Raw genomic sequence first — 16,879 nt, 5'->3', positions numbered from 1 at the left:
ATCCACGGACTGAGGAGGTGCCGGTGGCCACGAACGAACCCGTCCTGCCCGCGTCGCGCCAGCCGGTGCCGCTGGCGCCCGAGGTGCAGGCCGAGCTCGACAGGCGCCCCCGCACCGTCCGGCAGATCGAGCAGGACATCGCCGCGCGCACCGACCGGCTGGCCGCGAACATCGACGAGCTCAGCGCGCGGCTGTCGCCGTCGCGGCTGGTCAAGGACACGACGGCGGGCATCCGCGCCAGGGTCACCACGCCCGAGGGCAACCCGCGGCTCGAGGTCGTCGGCGCGGTCGCGGGGGCGGTGCTGGTGCTCGGCGTGCTGATGTGGCGGGCACGGCGGCGCTGACCGCTCCGATCCGGACGTACCCTCTCTGTTGTGACCTCCCAGGACCCCGACAAGCTCCCCATCCGCATGCTGCACGACCGCGTGCTGGTCTCGCAGGACGGCGAGGACGGCGAGCGCCGCTCGTCCGCGGGCATCGTCATCCCCGCGACGGCCGCCATGGGCCGGCGGCTGGCCTGGGCCCGGGTCGTGGCGGTGGGCGCCAACGTCCGCACCGTCGAGGTCGGCGACCGCGTCATGTTCGACCCCGAGGACAAGGCCGAGGTCGAGGTCCGCAGCGAGACCTACGTGCTGCTGCGCGAGCGTGACCTGCACGCCGTCGCGGCCGAGCGGCTCACCGACGGGCAGACGGGTCTGTACTTGTAGCCCTACCATCACTGATGTGCCCGGAGCGCCCGAGAACTCGCCGATGCAGCGGGGTGAGGAAGCGCTCGAGGCGCTGGCCCAACGGTCCAAGGAGAGCGCGGGCACCCGGTTGCGAAGGGTCCGGCTCACCGCGCTGCCCATCGTCCAGTCCGCCATCGGCGCGGCGCTGGCCTGGTGGCTGGCGACCATCCCGCCCATCGACCACGCGCAGCCGTTCTTCGCGCCGATCTCGGCACTGATCGTCCTCGGCGGCGGGCTCGGGCAGCGGCTGCCGCGAGTGCTCGAGCTGGTCGGCGGCGTGGCGGTCGGCGTGCTGGTGGGCGACCTGCTGGTGTCGTGGATCGGCGGCGGCGTCGTGCAGCTCGCGGTCGTGGTGGCGCTGGCGATGATCGCGGCGGTGCTGCTCAACGGCGGCCCGCTGATCGTCACCCAGGCCGCGGCGTCCGCCGTCCTCGTCGTCGCACTCGCTCCGGATGTGTCCGGCGGGCTGAACCTCGACCGGTTCGTCGACGCGCTCATCGGCTGCTGCGTCGGCCTCGTCATCAGCATCGTGCTGCTGCCACTGAACCCGGTGTCCGCGGCGCGCCGGCAGATCGACCCGCTGCTCACCACCGTCGCCGAGGTGCTCGAGTCCGGCGCCCACGCGCTGGCCGACCACGACCGCGCCCAGGCCACCGAGGCGCTGGAGCGGGCCCGCGAGACCCAGGCCGACGTCGACGCCATGCACGCAGCGCTCGAGGGCGCGAACGAGGTCGCCCGCATCGCGCCCGTCCGCTGGCAGAAGCGCGGCCATCTCGCCTCCTACCTCGACGTCGCCACGCCGCTGGACCACATGACCCGCAACACCCGCGTCCTGTGCCGCCACGTCATCAGCCTCCTGCAGCGCGACGAGCCGGTCCCGACGGTGCTGCCGCAGGCGATGCGGGCCCTCGCCGGCGCCGTCCGGCTGCTGCGCATCGACCTCGAACGCGACGACGAGCCGCGCGAGGCCCGGGTGTCCGCGGTCGAGGCCGCCCGCATGGCGACCGAGGCGCTGGAACACACCGGCGGGTTCGCCGGGCAGATCGTGATCGCCCAGATCCGGTCGCTCGCGGTCGACGTCCTGCTGGCGACCGGCGTCACCCGCGACGAGGTGCAGTCGCTGCTGCCCGGCCTGCCGGAGGGCCCGGTCAGTTACGGCTGAGCGGGCGGGGCGACGGGAGTCACTCCTCGTCGAGCTCCGGGAGGGCGTAGGCCTCGTCGAGCAGCGGCTCCAGCAGGTCACCGTCCTCCTCGACGCGGGCCAGCACGTCGTCGATGTCGAACTGGAGCGGCAGCCGCTTGCGCGCCGTCGACCGGGCGCCCTGCTCGACCTCGTCCCACGTGACGGGGGTCGACACCGTCGGCCGCGGCCTCGCGCGCACCGAGTACGGCGCCACCGTCGTCTTCGCGCCGGCGTTCTGCGACCAGTCGATGAACACCTTGCCGGGCCGGGCTGCGCGCTCCATGCGCGAGATGACCAGCTTCGGGTGCTCGCGTTCGAGCCGTTGCGCCAGCCCGCGGGCGTATGCGCTCACCTCGTTGGACGTGGCGCCGCCGTCCAGTGCGACGTACATCTGCATGCCCTTGGAGCCGCTGGTCTTGGGGTACGACGGCAGGCCGGCGTCGTCGAACAGCTCGCCGAGCAGCAGCGCGACCTGGCAGCACTCGATGACGTTGGCCGGCTCGCCGGGGTCGAGGTCGACGACCAGCCGGTCCGGGTTCTGACCCTTGCCGTCGTCGCCCACCTTCCACTGCGGCACGTGCAACTCGAGCACCGCGAGGTTGGCCAGCCAGACGATCGTCGCGAGCTCGTCGGTCATGACGTAGACGACGGTCTCGCGGTCCATGGTCGACCCGGGCGACGGCAGCTCGGCCGTCCGCACCCAGTCGGGCGTGCCGCGCGGCGCGTTCTTCTCGAAGAAGCTGGCCTCCTCGACGCCGTTGGGCCAGCGTTTGCGGGTGACCGGGCGGTCGCGCAGATGCGGCAGCAGGATCGGCGCGATGTGGGTGTAGTACTGGATGATCTCGCCCTTGGTCGTCCCGGTCTCCGGGTAGAGCACCTTCTCGAGGTTGCTCAGCCCGAGGGTGCGGCCCTCGACGTCGACGTTGACCTTGCTCGGCATGCCTCGAAGTCTTGCCCACCCGGGATAGGTTCGCCAGCATGCTCGACGACATCCGCGCGGCGCTCGGCCGCCACCTGCCCCGATACGACGGCGCGCCGGTCGTGCCGCTCGGCGCCGGTCTGGACAACATCGCCTACGAGGTGGGCGGCGACCTGGTCCTCCGCCGGGCTCGCGAGGGCACCATGGCCGAGCGGCTGGCGGCGGCGTTGCACGAGGCGGACCTGCTGACGGCGGTCGCGGCGGTGTCGAGCCTGCCGGTGCCGGAGCCGGTGTTCGTCGACGAGCCCACGGCGATCCTCGCCTATCGCATGCTCCCCGGTGGCCCGCTGCACCTCAACCCCGTCGCCGATCCGGGCGCCCTGGCCGAGCCCCTCGCCGCGTTCCTGTCCGGCCTGCATGGTGCAGGGAGCAACCAGGGCGACGACGGCGGCAGCTCACCCGCCGCCCTGGTCGAGGTCGACGACACCCCGGCGGCGGACTGGCTGGCCGACGCCGCGGAGTCGTACGAGACCGCGGCCGTCGCGCTCGAGCCGGCCGACCGCGCGCGGGTCGAGGCGTTCCTCGCCGCCGCGCCGCCGCCCGCGCCGAAGCGGCTGACGTTCTGCCACAACGACCTCGGCGCCGAGCACGTGCTGGTCGACGGCGCGACGATCACCGGCGTCATCGACTGGAGCGACGCGGCGGTCGCCGATCCCGCCGTCGACCTCGCCCGGCTCTACCGCGACCTCGGCCCCGGCGTGTTCGAGAAGATCGCCGCCGCCTACACGGGTGACGTCGACGCCGTCAACCCCGGACGGGTCGCGTTCTACGCCCGGTGCGCGCTGCTCGAGGACATCGCGTACGGGCTCACCAGCGGTGCGACGGAGTACGCGCGGCTGGGCCTGGCGCACCTGGACCGGACGTTCGCCTGAGCGCCTGCGCCGCGCCCACGGGTCGCACTCAGGGCGCCGGCGGGCTCTCGGGGTCCGGCGTCGCCGTGGGAGCGGGCGTGGGCGTCGGGCTCGGCGCGTAGGGGACCGGCGACGGGCTGGCCTGGCCGCCGCCGAGCAGGCAGAGCGCCAGCTCGAGCGGGGAGAGGTCGATCTCGAGGCAGAGGCCGTCGTTCTCTTCCTCGCCCTCGTCCGGCTCCTCGTCCGCCGGGTTCTGCGTCGGCTTGCCGGCCGTCGGGGAGTCGGTGGGTGTCGGGTGGTCGTCGTCGTCCTCGTCGCCGGGCGACGGCGAGCCGCTCGGCCGGCCGGGGATGTCGGTGCCGGGCACCTCGGTGGAGCCGCCACTGGGCTCCTCGGACGCGTCGTCGCCGGACGGGTCGTCGCCGGGGCCGTCGGTCTCGGTCTCGCCCGGGTCGTCGGAGGAGTCGCCGGTGCCGTCGCCGCCACCCGGCTGCGCGCCGGGGTCATCATCGGAGGGGTCGTCGCCGTCGTCGGGCCGGCCGCCCTCGGAGCCGCCGCTGCCGCCGTCGCCCTGGTCCTCGGAGTCGGGGGAGGCCGAGCTGCCACCGTCACCCTCGGAGGGCTCGTCGGACGGGTCGCTCGTGCCGGTGGGCGAGTCGGGCTCGTCGGCGGGCGAGGCGATGATCTGCGGGCCGGACGGGAAGTCGTCGATGCCCAGCGCGTGGTCGATGCTCGGGACCAGCATGTTGCCGAGCGTGATGCCGAGGGTGGCCGCGAACGCGCAGACGATGACGACGGGGTAGCGGCGGACCTTCTCAGCGACCTGGCCGACGAGGGAGGGGCGGCGGGACACACCGAAGCGCGGACCGCTCGACCTGGCCCCATGGCCACGCCGTCGTCCCGTGGACTTCTCTTGCCGCGCCCTGCTGATCGACCGGGTCCCTTCTGGCTCCCGGGGGTGACCTGGCGAAATCGCATGAAGCCGCTACAGATCGCCCCCCAGTTGCGTAACCCTACTCAGGCCCGCGGAGGCGGTAAAAGCCGTTCGGGATATTTCGTCAGTTCAGTTCCCGAAGGTGGTCCGTTCGGACGGTAGACAGGCCCTCGATTGTGCGGCATAGGGCCTCTGGCCTGGGTAAACATAGTCTCATGAGACTGCAGGCGGCGCCCAGCGGGGGCCTCCTGCAGCTGCATGTGCGGGAGCATGTGCGGGTCCCGTCAGTACCAGCCGAGCTCCCGCAACCGCTCCTCCTTCAGGCCGAACGCGTGACCGATCTCATGGCCCAGCACCTTGCGTACCCGCGCCGCGACGTCGTCGGCCGTCCTGCTGACCTTCAGGATCGGGACGCGGTACAGCTCGATGCGGTCGGGCAGGCTGCCCGGCACCCGGCCGCCGATGCGCGTGCGCGCAACCCCATGGAACTGGCCGAGCAGCAGGCCGCGGCCGTGCCAGTCGGCGGGCGGCTCGTCGTCGACGATGATCGCGATGCCGTCGACGGCCTCCTGCACCCAGTCGGGCAGCTCGTCGAGGGCCTCGGTGACAATGCGCTCGAACGCGTCGAGGTCGATGGAGTCGGCGTCCACGGCGTCGAGTCTATGCCGGGCGGCTGTGTGTCGACGGGTGGGTTGTGTTTTCCAACTCAGGAGTTAAAGTGGCGTCATGCGAGAAGCAGTCATCGTCGACGCCGTCCGCACACCACTCGGCCGGGGCAAACCGGGCGGCGCGCTGGCCGAGGTCCACCCCGTCGACCTGCACGCGGCGGTGCTGCGGGCGCTGATCGAGCGCACCGGACTCGACCCGGCCGCCGTCGACGACGTCGTCAGCGGCGCCGTCGGGCAGATCGGCGAGCAGAGCATGAACACCGCGCGCTGGGCCGTGCTGGCCGCCGGGTTCCCCGAGTCCGTGCCCGCCGTCACCGTCGACCGGCAGTGCGGCAGCAGCCAGCAGGCCGTCCACTTCGCGGCGCAGGGCGTCCTCAGCGGCGCCTACGACATCGCCATCGCGTCGGGTGTCGAGTCGATGAGCCGGGTGCCCATCGGGTCGCAGGCGGCGGGGGCGGACTTCCTCGGTGCATCGGTCGCCGCGCGATACCCGGACGGGCTGGTGCCGCAGGGCATCTCCGCCGAGCTGATCGCGGCCCGGCGCGGGCTGTCGCGGGAGCGGCTGGACGAGTTCGCGGTGCGGAGTCATCAGCGCGCCGCGACGGCGTGGGTGTCCGGCAGGTTCGCAGGCGAGGTCGTCGCCGTCGACGGTGTCGATCTGGCAGTGGACCAGTCGGTGCGGCCGGACACGTCGGCCGAGGTGCTGGCCGGGCTGAAGCCGGCCTTCTGGGCCGACGCGTGGGAGCGGCGGTTCCCCGAGATCGGCTGGCGGGTCACGGCGGGCAACTCGTCGCCGGTGAACGACGGCGCGGCGGCAGTGTTGATCGTCGAGGCGGCGACGGCGCGACGGCTGGGGCTGCGGCCGCGCGCCCGGCTGCACTCCTTCGCCGTCGTCGGCGACGACCCGCTGCTCATGCTCATGGGGATCGTGCCGGCGAGGCGGAAGGTCCTCGCCCGCGCGGGCCTGACGCTCGGCGACATCGACGCGTTCGAGGTCAACGAGGCGTTCGCCAGCGTCGTGCTGGCCTGGCTCGACGAGACCGGCGCCGACCCCGCGAAGGTGAACGTCAACGGCGGCGCGACAGCCATCGGGCATCCGCTGGGCGCGAGTGGCGCCCGGCTCCTCACGACTCTGCTCAGTGTGCTCGAGCAGACCGGCGGCCGGTACGGGCTGCAGACCATGTGCGAGGCCGGCGGCCTCGCCAACGCGACCATCATCGAACGATTGGACGACTGACGTGACCCGCATCGAAGGAACCGTCGCCCTGGTCACGGGCGGCAACCGCGGCCTGGGCAAGGCGCTGGTGTCGGAGCTCCTGGCCCGGGGCGCGTCGAAGGTGTACGCGGCCGCGCGTACGCCGTCGGCCGTGCAGGTCGACGACGCGCGCGTGGTGCCGCTGCGGCTGGACGTCACGTCCGACGACGACGTGCGCGCGGCGGCCGAGGCGGCCGGCGACGTCAGCGTCCTGGTCAACAACGCCGGCGCGCTGGTCAGCGCGTCCTTCCTCGACTCCCCGGTCGACGACGTGCGGCGCGAGTTCGAGACGAACTTCTACGGGCCGCTGCGCGTGACGCGGGCGTTCGTGCCGGTCATCGCGGCCAACGGCGGCGGGCACGTGCTGAACGTGCACTCCGTCCTGTCGTGGCTGGCGATCTCCGGCTCCTACAGCGCGTCGAAGGCGGCGCTCTGGTCGCAGACGAACTCGCTCCGGCTCGAGCTGCGCGAGCGCGGCATCGGCGTGACAGGGCTGCACTCGGCCTACATCGACACCGACATGGCCGCCGCCGTCGACGCCCCGAAGTCCTCTCCCGCCGACGTCGCCCGGCTCGCCGTCGACGCCGTCGAGGCCGGTCAGTTCGAGGTGCTCGTCGACGACGTGACGCGCGGCGTCAAGGCCGGGCTCGCCGGCGACGTCTCCGCCCTCTACCCGCAACTGGCGGCGTCGTGACCGCTGCCGTCGCCGAGTGCTCCATCGCCAATGCCCTCGCCGTCGTCGGGGAGCGGTGGAGCCTGCTGGCGCTGCGCGAGGTGCTGCTCGGGCGCACCCGGTTCGACGAGATCGCGGCCAACACGGGTGCCAGCCGCGACATCCTGGCCGCCCGGCTGCGCTCCCTGGTCGGCGCGGGCGTGTTGGAGAAGCGGCTCTACGACGAGCACCCGCGCCGCTACGAGTACCTCCCGACCGAGTCCGGCCGGGCGCTGCGGCCGATCCTGCTCTCGCTCATGGAATGGGGCGACCGGTACGTGACGCAGGGCCCGCCGCCGACGGTGTGGGAGCACTCCTGCGGCTCGGTGCTGCACGTCTCGGCCGTGTGCGCGTCGTGTGGCGCACCGGTGGGGGCGGGCGAGTCGCGACTGCTGCGGCTGGGCGGAGTGGATCAAGAGGTCGATCAAGAACCGGAATAGGCTAGCCGGCATGACCGACCTGGACGCCGACGGTGTCAGTCTGCGGACCGTCGTCGCCAACACGTCGGAGTGGCTCGCGCCGTCGTTGCGTCGGGATGACGGTGGGCGCTGGGTCCTCACGCTGACGACAACTGGTCGGCCTCACGGGTTCGTGGATTTATCGGCCGTCCCGCCGGCCTTCGCCCTGCTGATTGAGTTCGTGGGCGCGGCCGGATATGAGCTGACGCCGATAAGGGTATCCGGCCTGCGCCGAGACTGCGTCGCGGAGATCGTGTTTAGCGGCCAGCCTGGTGGCGTTGTGGTGACGGACAATCTAGGCACTCTGCGATTCAGGCAGGACCTCGATGATCCGGCAGAATCATCGTTGTTCCTCGGACCCGGGACCGACGGACGCTTGGTGCTTGACTCGGGGATCTACGCGCTTGCGGTCGGTGCTGTGAGGAATGTCCTGATCGAAGTGAGCCAACGCGCCTATGTCTCGTTCCTTGGATGGCTCCGTGATCCTGCCCAGCTTCCAACTGTCCGCCTCGGCTTCCAAATGCTGGCTCAGGCCGGTCAATGGGGAGCCGACCAGCCCCCGTGCCCAGCGGTCTTTGGTTTGAAAGCCCCTGGTGGCGCCTACCTGCGAGTAACAGCCGGTACATCGGAATCGAAACCGTCGGCCAGGCTCGATGTCGTCGGCGCGACGGCGCTGAGCGTTGGTGCAGCGGTGGACATTTCCATCGGCCGTCCGAGGCGTGGCGTTGATCCTTTCAGTCTGAGCGTGCGCGGTGCCGGCGGATTGTCGAACGTGATGCTCAACGGGCCAACGGAAGTATGGATTGAAGCGGCGTCGAGGGCGCATGGTCTGATAAGCCAGCCGTTCTTCGGGACGAATGATCTGTTTGCCGCTCCCGCGACTGTCGTGACGGGCCTAACTGGACCATGGAACCTGCGACGCGTCGAGGGCAGCCATGTGAGCGGCGGCCTGGCCGGGTTCGAGCTAATGAGCGTCGCAGCGGCCGACAGCGGGTCTCGCGCGGACACAGTCAGGGACGCTGTCGTGACAGGGTTCTCGCTGGCGTCGCACACGGAGCGACGGTCCGCCGTCGCCGCCCTCGAATCCGCCCACCACATCGACCCGCGGATAGACAGGCTGCCCGGGGCTGGACGGCGCTATCGCTGGCCCCGTCAGCTCTTCCTCCGCCGCGAACGCGACCTGGTCGCGCGGCTGCCCGAGGACGCCGAGTTCGTCGATGCGCTGGCCCGGCTGGCCCGCGACAAGGGCGCGCCCGGCGCCACCCGGACGAAGATCGCGTGGTGCGCGTACCGGCTGCGGCATCTGTCGGCGCGCTCGGTGTGGGAGCGGCTCGCGCTGACCGGCTACCGCCTGCTCGGCTACGGCGAACGCCCCGGGCCGGCGCTGTTGACCTGGCTCGTGCTCGCGCTGACCGCCACCGTGCTGTCGGCGCAGGTAGTGGGGCTGGGGCAGTCGGCGTTCGACGAGTTCCTGTCGTATGCCTTCGGGCCTGCCGGCGTGCTGTTCCAGAGCGGCGGGCCCGACCAGCCCCATCCGTGGCAGTACCTGGTGCGGGCGATCGTCGCCGTCCCGCTCGTCACAGGGCTGATCGCGCTGCGGAACTTTCGTCAAGCAGGGACGGGCGTGACGCGCAGCGTCGAGCGGCGGGCGTCGTCGGTGACCATCATGCGAAGGGCGGAGCCGCTGCCCGCATACTTGCTGGTGAATGCCTCGTCGACCTGGTCGTTCGTCTCCTCGTCGGCGACGTTGTCGACGGTGACGTCGTAGCGGTTCCGCCCGTCGATGAAGGCGCCCGTCCTCGTGCGCTGGATGCGCCGGTACCACTGGGACGAGTCTCCGTAGGCGTTGCGGATGTACGCCTTCCCGTCGACGACGACGGCCCAGATCTTGGTGACGATCTCGCGCCCGTCCAGCGTCGTGGTCGCGAGCCGGACGACGCCGGTGCGGGCGAGATGGTCGACTGCCGCGCTGCTCTCGGTCATGCTCTCGACAACGACGGACCGGGCGCGGCTATGCCGCGCGGATCCGGTCCAGCACCCGGGCGACGGCCTCGTCGACAGTGACCCCTACCGTGTCGACGACGGTGACCCCTGCGTCTGTGAGGGGAACGAACTCGGCCCGCATCCGCTCGACATGCGCCCAGTCGACCTCGTGCCAGCCGGGGATGCCGCGCACACGACCCTCGATGCGGCGGCGATGAACAGTGACGTCGCCGCACCGGCACTCGACGACGACCAGCCGGGCCTGGTGCTCGGTGGTCAGCGTGCGCCACCGATCGACCGTTTCGTCGTCCACCAGACAATCGAGTACTGCCGACTGCCCGAGCAGGAGCTGACGGGTGATCAGCGTGGTCAGCAGGTCCGTGTAGAGCCGCAGGTACGTCTTCCGGTCCAGCCCGCGGAGGACACCGTGCGGGGCGAGCGCTCCGAGGAGCCAGTCGCCTGCGAACGACGGCGCTCCCATCGCCACGGCGACGCGGTCGGCGAGGGTGGACTTGCCGGTCCCAGGCAGGCCGGTGAAGACGACGACGGCGTTCGCTGCGGGCACGGCGTCCATACTCCCGGAGGTTGTCGGCGGTGGCATCTACCATCGGCCCATGCCGCCCGAAGACTCGCCCGTCCCGACGGAGTATCCGCAGCGCCTCGGCCGCACCGCCCGCCGCGAGCTCGCGCTGAACGGCTACACCCGTTACGAGCAGCTGACGTCGGTGACGCCGAAGGAGCTGCTCGCCATCCACGGGGTCGGCCCCAAGGCGATCCGCATCCTCACCGAAGAGCTCGAGGAGCGCGGCCTCTCCTTCGGCTCCTGAAGACGGGGCCACCATCCCGCCGGGAGGGAGTTGTCCTCGCCATAGCGGGTGAAAGTCCCTCCTCACACCGCCGACGGGCTCGCCGGAGACTCGGATCCTGCCATCCCGTCCGGCAGACGCTCGACGCCGGAGTGTGGGGCGAACATGTAGACGCTGATGCCAACTGTTGGCCGCACCGTCTACATGTTCGGCACGCATTGACGGCCCCATGGCGCGAACCGGGGCGCCGGTCAACGGAGCGGCCCCGAGGCGGCCGGAGGAGATCCGGGCCGCATCGGGGCCGTCCGATCAGCGGAACAGCGGAGTGGCTACGGACTCAGCTGATCCCGCAGCGTCTCGGCCGCGGTCAGCAGCCGGGACCGAGCCGTGACGTCGATGACGCCGAGGGCCTCGGACGCGAACCGCTGGACGGCCTGGTCGGCCTGACGGATCTGGCTGCGGCCGGCCGCGGACTCCGCCGCCTGCAGGTGCGCGAGTAGACGCAGGCGCTGGCTGTTCGTCACCAGCCCGTCGGCCACGTACCGCTCGACCAGCGCACCGACCGTGTCGAACGAGACCACGACGGTGAAGGTCGCCGTCGTCTCCGTGGAGTTGCCCGCGGCATCGACCGCCACCACCTCGACCACATGCGATCCGGCCAGCAGTCCGGCCAGGTCCAGCGTCAGCGGCGAGTCTCCAGGTTCGCCGTCGAGCAGCAGCTGGGACGAGGCCAGGCCCGAGCCCGCGTCGGACGCGGACGCCGTCACGGTCAGCACTTCGTGCAGCCCGTACGACCCGCCGTCGTCGACGCCATCCAGCACAGCGCCCGGCGCCGTCGCGTCGACCTTCAGGTCGAGCGTCTTCTCCTCCTCGACCACGCCGGCCGAGTCCGACGACCGGTAGCGCAGCGAGTGCACGCCGTCCGGGACGGTGATCGGGCCGGAGTAGGCCGTCCACTCGCCCGAACCGTACGCGTACTCCGTCGTCACCGGGGCGGTCCCGCCCGTCACCGACAGGGTCACCGTCGGCGCCGTGACGTACCAGCCGTCGTCACCGTCCGGCGAGGCCGGGGCGACGGTGGCCGTCGTCACCGGGGAGCCGGCCGGCTCGCCCTCGAACAGCTCCTGCACGTCGTCGTCGCTGAGGGCGTGCTCGTAGATGCGGACGTCGTCGATCAGGCCGTTGTACAGGCCGTCCGGGTAGTCGTTGTTGCCGATGTAGTTGCTGCTGGTGTTGCCGTTCAGCCCGACGTCGTCGATGCCCAGGGTGAAGTCGGACCGGGTGCCCATCAGCTCACCGTCGAAGTAGAGCTTGCCGGTCGAGCCGCTCATCGTGAACACGATGTGCGTCCACTCGCCGATGGGCAGGTCGTTCGCGGCGCCCAGCGTGAGCCGTTCCTGCAACGGGTTCCCCGGCGCCTTGAGCGTCGCCGCGAAGCCGGTCGCCCCGGCGGCCTGCGTCCGGGACTGCAACAGGAGGAACGTGTCGGTGCCGTTGCCGATCTGGAAGATGGGCACCCAGGTCGGCAGCGCCGTGGGCCGGGCCCACATCGACACCGTGATCTCGTCCTCCATGTTGGCCGACAGGTTGTTCGGCAGCCGGACGAAGTTCTCGCTCGACCCGCCGCCACCCGGCAGCGACACCACGCCGCCGCGCGGACCGCCGGTTCCCCAGGACGTGGTCCCGCCCAGGGTCGCCGCGCCGATCTCCACGTCGGTGCCGGAGTTGGCCGCCGTCCGGCCCGCACCCTCGTCGAAGGTGTAGTGGACGGGGATGCCCTCGCCCGGCGGTGGTCGCTCGACGGTGTGAACCACCGACGCGCTCGACGCCCGCGTTCCTGGGTCGCCGTCCGCACCGAGGTAGCGGACCTCGACCGTGTAGTCGCCCCGGCCGAGCTGCAACGGCGTGAAGCTGACGGACCCGTCCTCGTCCAGTGCGACGGGGTTGCCCTGGCGCTGGTTCAGGTCGACGGGGTCGTCCGGCCGGACCGGCTCGACCCACAGCTCCGCGAACCCGCTCGCCGGCGTTCCACCGGCGGTCTCGACCGTCGCGGACACCGTCACCGGCTCACCGAAGGGCGACGGCGACGGTGTCACCGTGACGCTCGTGGTGGTCGGGACGGCGGCGCCGTCGGCGTGCAGGACGGCGATGTCCGCCGCCGTCAGCGCCGAGCCGTAGGCGCGGACGTCGTCGATCAGCCCGGCGAACGACGGGTCGGGCCACTCGTTGTTCCCGATGAAGTTGTCCGTCGTCGTCGAACCGTTCCCGACGTCGGACAGCCCGATGGAGAAGTCGTCGCGAGACGCCGCCTCCTCGCCGTCCAGGTACAACGTGCCGGTGTCGCCCTGCATCGTGAACGCCACGTGCGTCCACTCGCCCGGAGTGAGGTCGACCCCGTCGCCGAGCGTCAGCCGTTCCTCGACCGCCGCGCCGCCACCGGACGGCTCCGCCTTGAACGTGGCGGCGAGGCCGGTCGGGCCGTCCGCCTGCGTCTGCGACTGGAGCAGGAAGTACGTGTCCGTGCCGTTGCCGATCTGGAACAGCGGCATCCAGTTCTTCAGCGAGTCGGCGTAGGCCCACATCGACACCGTGAAGTCCTCGGCGCCGGAGAGCAGGCCGTCGGGCAGGTCGGCGTAGTCGGCGTCGCCGCCGGGCAGGTCCAGTGCTGCCCCGTGCACGCCCGACGACGTCCAGCCGGCCGCGCCGGTCAGCGTCGCCGCGCCGGCCCCGTCGTGGTGACCGGAGTTGGCCGCCGAGTCGCCCTCGCCCTCGTCGAAGGCGTAGTGGATCGGCACGTTCTCGAGCCCGGGCTCGACGGCGACGACGGTGAGGTCGTCGACGATGACGCCGGCGCTGGTCCCGGACGCGGTCAGAGTCAGCGGTTCGGAGCGCTCCGATGCCGTGAACGTGCCGACGTAGGTGCCGAACGTCGAGGGTCTGGGGATCCCGGAGATGCCCGACGGTTCATCGGCGGTCGCCGTGATCGTGGCGTCGAGCGAGCCGACGCTCAGATCGGCGCTGACGGTGCCACCGGCGGGCACCGAGACCCGGCTGTCGCGGGCGTATCTCAGCGAGACCCGGTACTCCTTCCCGGGCACGAGCCCGTCGATACTCCGGGTGAGGCTGCCGGACTCGCCGAGGTCGAGGTGGTACCCGACGACGCCGAGCCCGCCCATGCCGGGCGCCAGGCCGCGCACCAGCTCGACGGTGCTGTCGACCGACCACGGCGCGATGCGCCCGTTGCCGGCCTCGACCTCGACCGTCATCGGCGGGTTCTCGGCCCGCCACTCGGCCGGCACCCGCGGGTACTCGAACTGGTCGACCAGCAGGGTCTTGCTGTCCATCACGGTCTCGGGGTCGATCTCGAGGATCTCCGCGACCGACGGGGTGCCGTCGGCGTCGAGGACGAACAGCATGTAGGCCCCGGGCGGCGCGTACGTGCCGTCGGCCGGCGCCTGGACGGTGATCTCGCCCTCGGCCGACTGCGCGAACTCCAGCTCCTGGAAGGTCTGCGCGTTGTTGAAGCCGTGCGTCACCGAGCCGTTGCGGATCAGCGCGACCTTCGCGACCTCGCCGGACACCTCGACGTCGAACGTGCCGTCGTAGCCGATCTTCTCCGGCGCCGCGACGATCTCCGGCCGGGGCGCGAGCTCGTCGCCGTCGAACAGGTACGGCGGCGAGTAGAACTCGGCGTCGGTGTAGTTGCGCGGGCCGGGCGACCCGCCGCCGGCGATCATGACCCGGCCGTCGGGCAGCAGGATCGCCGTCGAGTGGTACAGGCGGGCGTGCGCGTACGGGTTCAGGTCACTGGTCCACTCGCCGGTGTCCGGGTTCCAGATCTCCGGGACCGTGGCGATGCCCTGGCCGCCGTTGTTCTGGTTGCCGCCGCCGGTCACCAGCACCTCGCCGGTGGGCAGCACCGTCGAGTTGACCCAGTGCCGCGGGTAGCGCATCGGCTCGGTCGCCTCGATGACCGGCTCGGCGGTGCCGCCGTCGGTCATGAGGTCGACGGTGAACCCGGCGCGGGCGCCGGCCGGGCCGCCGCCGTTGCCCCACCAGCCGCCACCGACCTGCAGGATCTTGCCGGGCCGGTACATGACGGCGGTCGAGGTCGCACCGACGGGGTTGCCCAACTCGCCCTGGTTCGCGACCTCTGCGGGAACGCGCCCACGCAGCGTGAGCGTGCCGGTGCCGGACGGGTCAAGCTCGTACATCTGGGTGCCGGTGATGTTGAAGAGGTTGCCGTTGCCGGGCGCCACGAACGCGCGCGGGTACCACCAGCGGTTCTCGTCCGGCCCCAGCTCGCCGCCGCCGTCACCGTACGCGGCCGCGCTCTCGGCGCCGGTCAGCAGTGTCCAGCCGGACCCCTCGTCGGGGCTGTAGCGCTCGGGCATGAGGACACCCGGCCCGGCGACGCCGCGCACGCTGCCGCCCTGGACGACGATGTCGCCGTTGGGCATGACGGTGCCGGTCGGATACCAGCGCGGCTCGTTCATCGGGACCTCGTTGCGCAGGCCGGTCCGGGTCGAGTAGCTGGTGACGCCGATGGCGCCGTTGACCGGGTCGTTGCGCACGCCGAGGCTGTCGTCGCCGCCGACGGTGAGCATGGCGCGGCGGCCGGGGTCGTGCACCTGCATCGAGCAGAACAGGTCGGTGTACGTGCCGTTGGGCACCAGGCCCGCCGTGAGGTTGAGCAGCGTGCGCGGCACGTCCGGATCCCAGACGTCGGTCATGAACTGCCCGCCCTGGGCGACGCAGTCGTTGCCGCTCCAGTCGAAGGCGGTGGCGTCGGTGCAGCCCGTGGGTGTGCTGCCGAACGACTGGATCTTGCCGTCGTGCGTGAGCGCCATGTTGATCGCCATGAGCGGCCACGGCGTGACGGGGCTCCACTCGCCCGCGTGGTCCTTGGCCGGCGGCGAGCAGTCGGCCGGGAGCAGACCGGCGGTGTAGGCGATGCCGTTGCGGATCTGCGTGCGCATGACCGGCTCGGAGTAGTGCGCGCCCTCGTGGCCCATGGCGGTGTACCAGGACCGGCCGCCGTCGTACTCCTGGCACCAGGTGATGGGGTGCTTGCTGCCGTGGTGCCCGCCGGTGTAGCTGGTCTCGTCGACCTCGAGGACCGTGCGGACGTTCTGTGCCGGGTTGACGTTCCAGTCGTACCACTCGTCGCTGCGGACGAAGGAGTCCGGGAGGCCGGCGGCCAAGGGGTGGCCGGGCTCGCTGACCCGGACCGTGCCCGCGCGGACGGCGGGGTTCTCCGGGTGCCCCTCGGAGACCGCGCCGAGCAGTCCGAGGTACCACGGGTTGACGTCGTGCTCACTGACGGTGCCGGCCGACCAGCCGGCGTAGTGGATGCCCATCCAGCCGCCGCCGCCCTGGATGTACTCCTGGAGCGCGGTCCGCTGGGCGTCGTTGAAGAGGATGCCGCCGGTCTGCGCGAAGACCAGCGTGTCGAAGTCCGCCAGGCCCTCCTCGGTGAACACGGTGGGCTGGTCGGTCTCGGTGATCTCGACGGTCTGGCCGTACTGCGTGCCGAGCTCGGTGGCGAGATCGCGCACGGCCTGGCGCGCCTGAACGTGCGATGCGTGGAAGTTGGGTTTGTAGAAGAGCAGGACGTTCAGGGTCGTGTCCTGGGCGCCGGCTTGCGCGCGCGGTGCGACCGCGGAGCCGGGCAGGGCGGTGAGGACCGGTACGGCGAGGACCAGCGCCAGGAGCAGCGCGAAGCGACGCACGAACCAGCGGGTGAGAGGTGCCTGGGCTGAAGCTCTGTGCTCGGTCATTCGGAACCCCATCGTTCGACGACGGCGACACGTGGCCGGCCCCCCGCGCCGGGCACTTGTCGCGGACGATAGGGGTCACGATTGTCCAGAGTCAAGAACTCTGTCCCGGATGTGGAACATTTTGAGCTATTCGTCCACGGATGTGGACGACGGGTTCCAGTCGCCGCTGAGCGCTGCCAGAACCGCGGCCTCGGGATCGTCCGAGCGCAGCACCGTCTCGCCGGCGAAGAGCAGGACGACCAGGGCATGGTCGCGCAGGTCGCGGGCGGCCAGCCCGACCTCCTCCCACATCAGGACGAGCTCGAGGGTGAGGCGGGCCAGGCCGGCTCCGGGCTGGCTGTCGAAGCTCCAGGCGAACTTGGGCGTCTTCACGTTGCCCAGCCGGCCGAGCTCCTCGGCCAGCTCCACCTGGGCGAGCGCGGGGTAGGGGCGGGAGAGTCTCGAGGTGTACGCGGCGACCAGCAGCTTCGCCGCCAGGTCGTCCAGGTCGGAGTTGAGCAGGGCCAGCAGCTCCGGCGACATCTCGTCATTGGTCACGGCGT

15 protein-coding genes are annotated in these 16,879 nt (G+C 71.5%); 8 read left to right on the top strand and 7 right to left on the bottom strand.

Annotated features, from left to right (window positions below; genetic code table 11):
* Window positions 1-23: 23 nt before the first annotated feature.
* The 3 genes from HD601_RS34320 to HD601_RS26845 all read left to right on the top strand — a co-directional run bounded on the left by HD601_RS34320 (window position 24) and on the right by HD601_RS26845 (window position 1,890).
* A complete protein-coding gene (locus HD601_RS34320) occupies window positions 24-344 on the top strand; it encodes a DUF3618 domain-containing protein (RefSeq protein ID WP_221441338.1) in 321 nt (106 codons plus the stop codon).
* Between the two features lie 66 nt (window positions 345-410).
* The gene (locus HD601_RS26850) at window positions 411-707 is read left to right on the top strand and encodes a GroES family chaperonin (protein ID WP_184830204.1); all 297 of its coding nucleotides are present in this window, start codon (window positions 411-413) and stop codon (window positions 705-707) included.
* A gap of 16 nt (window positions 708-723) precedes the next feature.
* On the top strand, window positions 724-1,890 hold the full coding sequence (locus tag HD601_RS26845) for an FUSC family protein (protein ID WP_221441337.1): 1,167 nt from the start codon (window positions 724-726) through the stop codon (window positions 1,888-1,890).
* A gap of 19 nt (window positions 1,891-1,909) precedes the next feature.
* On the opposite strand, the gene ligD is transcribed toward HD601_RS26845, so the two are convergent.
* Window positions 1,910-2,851 (bottom strand): non-homologous end-joining DNA ligase, encoded by a 942-nt coding sequence (gene ligD / locus HD601_RS26840; protein ID WP_184827148.1) that lies wholly within the window; start codon window positions 2,849-2,851, stop codon window positions 1,910-1,912.
* 38 nt (window positions 2,852-2,889) lie between these two features.
* Here ligD and HD601_RS26835 point away from each other — a divergent pair, with 38 nt between their 5' ends.
* Window positions 2,890-3,762, top strand: coding sequence for a phosphotransferase family protein (locus HD601_RS26835; RefSeq protein ID WP_184827146.1), 873 nt, complete (start codon window positions 2,890-2,892; stop codon window positions 3,760-3,762).
* 28 nt (window positions 3,763-3,790) lie between these two features.
* On the opposite strand, the gene HD601_RS26830 is transcribed toward HD601_RS26835, so the two are convergent.
* Together HD601_RS26830 and HD601_RS34315 are read right to left on the bottom strand one after the other, a co-directional pair.
* A complete protein-coding gene (locus HD601_RS26830; RefSeq protein ID WP_184827144.1) occupies window positions 3,791-4,594 on the bottom strand; it encodes a hypothetical protein in 804 nt (267 codons plus the stop codon).
* Between the two features lie 365 nt (window positions 4,595-4,959).
* Complete coding sequence (locus tag HD601_RS34315) at window positions 4,960-5,325, bottom strand: metallopeptidase family protein (protein ID WP_184827142.1); 366 nt, start codon at window positions 5,323-5,325, stop codon at window positions 4,960-4,962.
* Between the two features lie 76 nt (window positions 5,326-5,401).
* On the opposite strand from HD601_RS34315, the gene HD601_RS26820 reads away from it, so the two are divergent.
* From HD601_RS26820 to HD601_RS26810, 3 genes are read left to right on the top strand one after another with little or no spacing between them, the layout of a single operon-like run.
* Window positions 5,402-6,580, top strand: coding sequence for a thiolase family protein (locus HD601_RS26820; protein WP_184827140.1), 1,179 nt, complete (start codon window positions 5,402-5,404; stop codon window positions 6,578-6,580).
* 1 nt (window position 6,581) lies between these two features.
* Window positions 6,582-7,292 (top strand): SDR family oxidoreductase, encoded by a 711-nt coding sequence (locus HD601_RS26815; protein ID WP_184827138.1) that lies wholly within the window; start codon window positions 6,582-6,584, stop codon window positions 7,290-7,292.
* Window positions 7,289-7,750, top strand: a complete 462-nt coding sequence (locus HD601_RS26810; RefSeq protein WP_184827136.1) for a winged helix-turn-helix transcriptional regulator — start codon at window positions 7,289-7,291, stop codon at window positions 7,748-7,750. The genes HD601_RS26815 and HD601_RS26810 overlap by 4 nt, the downstream gene beginning before the upstream one ends.
* Window positions 7,751-9,376: 1,626 nt before the next feature.
* On the opposite strand, the gene HD601_RS26805 is transcribed toward HD601_RS26810, so the two are convergent.
* Together HD601_RS26805 and HD601_RS26800 are read right to left on the bottom strand one after the other, a co-directional pair.
* Window positions 9,377-9,751 (bottom strand): DUF2255 family protein, encoded by a 375-nt coding sequence (locus tag HD601_RS26805; protein ID WP_184827134.1) that lies wholly within the window; start codon window positions 9,749-9,751, stop codon window positions 9,377-9,379.
* 28 nt (window positions 9,752-9,779) lie between these two features.
* Window positions 9,780-10,316: an AAA family ATPase gene (locus HD601_RS26800; protein WP_184827132.1), complete on the bottom strand. Its 537-nt coding sequence runs from the start codon at window positions 10,314-10,316 to the stop codon at window positions 9,780-9,782.
* A gap of 49 nt (window positions 10,317-10,365) precedes the next feature.
* Here HD601_RS26800 and HD601_RS26795 point away from each other — a divergent pair, with 49 nt between their 5' ends.
* Window positions 10,366-10,578, top strand: a complete 213-nt coding sequence (locus HD601_RS26795; RefSeq protein WP_184827130.1) for a helix-hairpin-helix domain-containing protein — start codon at window positions 10,366-10,368, stop codon at window positions 10,576-10,578.
* A 308-nt stretch (window positions 10,579-10,886) separates the two neighbouring features.
* On the opposite strand, the gene HD601_RS26790 is transcribed toward HD601_RS26795, so the two are convergent.
* Together HD601_RS26790 and HD601_RS26785 are read right to left on the bottom strand one after the other, a co-directional pair.
* On the bottom strand, window positions 10,887-16,289 hold the full coding sequence (locus tag HD601_RS26790; protein WP_221441336.1) for a LamG-like jellyroll fold domain-containing protein: 5,403 nt from the start codon (window positions 16,287-16,289) through the stop codon (window positions 10,887-10,889).
* A gap of 174 nt (window positions 16,290-16,463) precedes the next feature.
* Window positions 16,464-16,874, bottom strand: a complete 411-nt coding sequence (locus tag HD601_RS26785) for a hypothetical protein (protein WP_184827126.1) — start codon at window positions 16,872-16,874, stop codon at window positions 16,464-16,466.
* Between the last annotated feature and the right edge of the window lie 5 nt (window positions 16,875-16,879).

It is taken from the genome of Jiangella mangrovi, from assembly GCF_014204975.1.
GTDB classification, from domain to species: Bacteria; Actinomycetota; Actinomycetes; order Jiangellales; family Jiangellaceae; genus Jiangella; species Jiangella mangrovi.
Note: the sequence above shows the minus strand (reverse complement) of the source record. Positions and strands in the feature narration are given on the sequence as shown.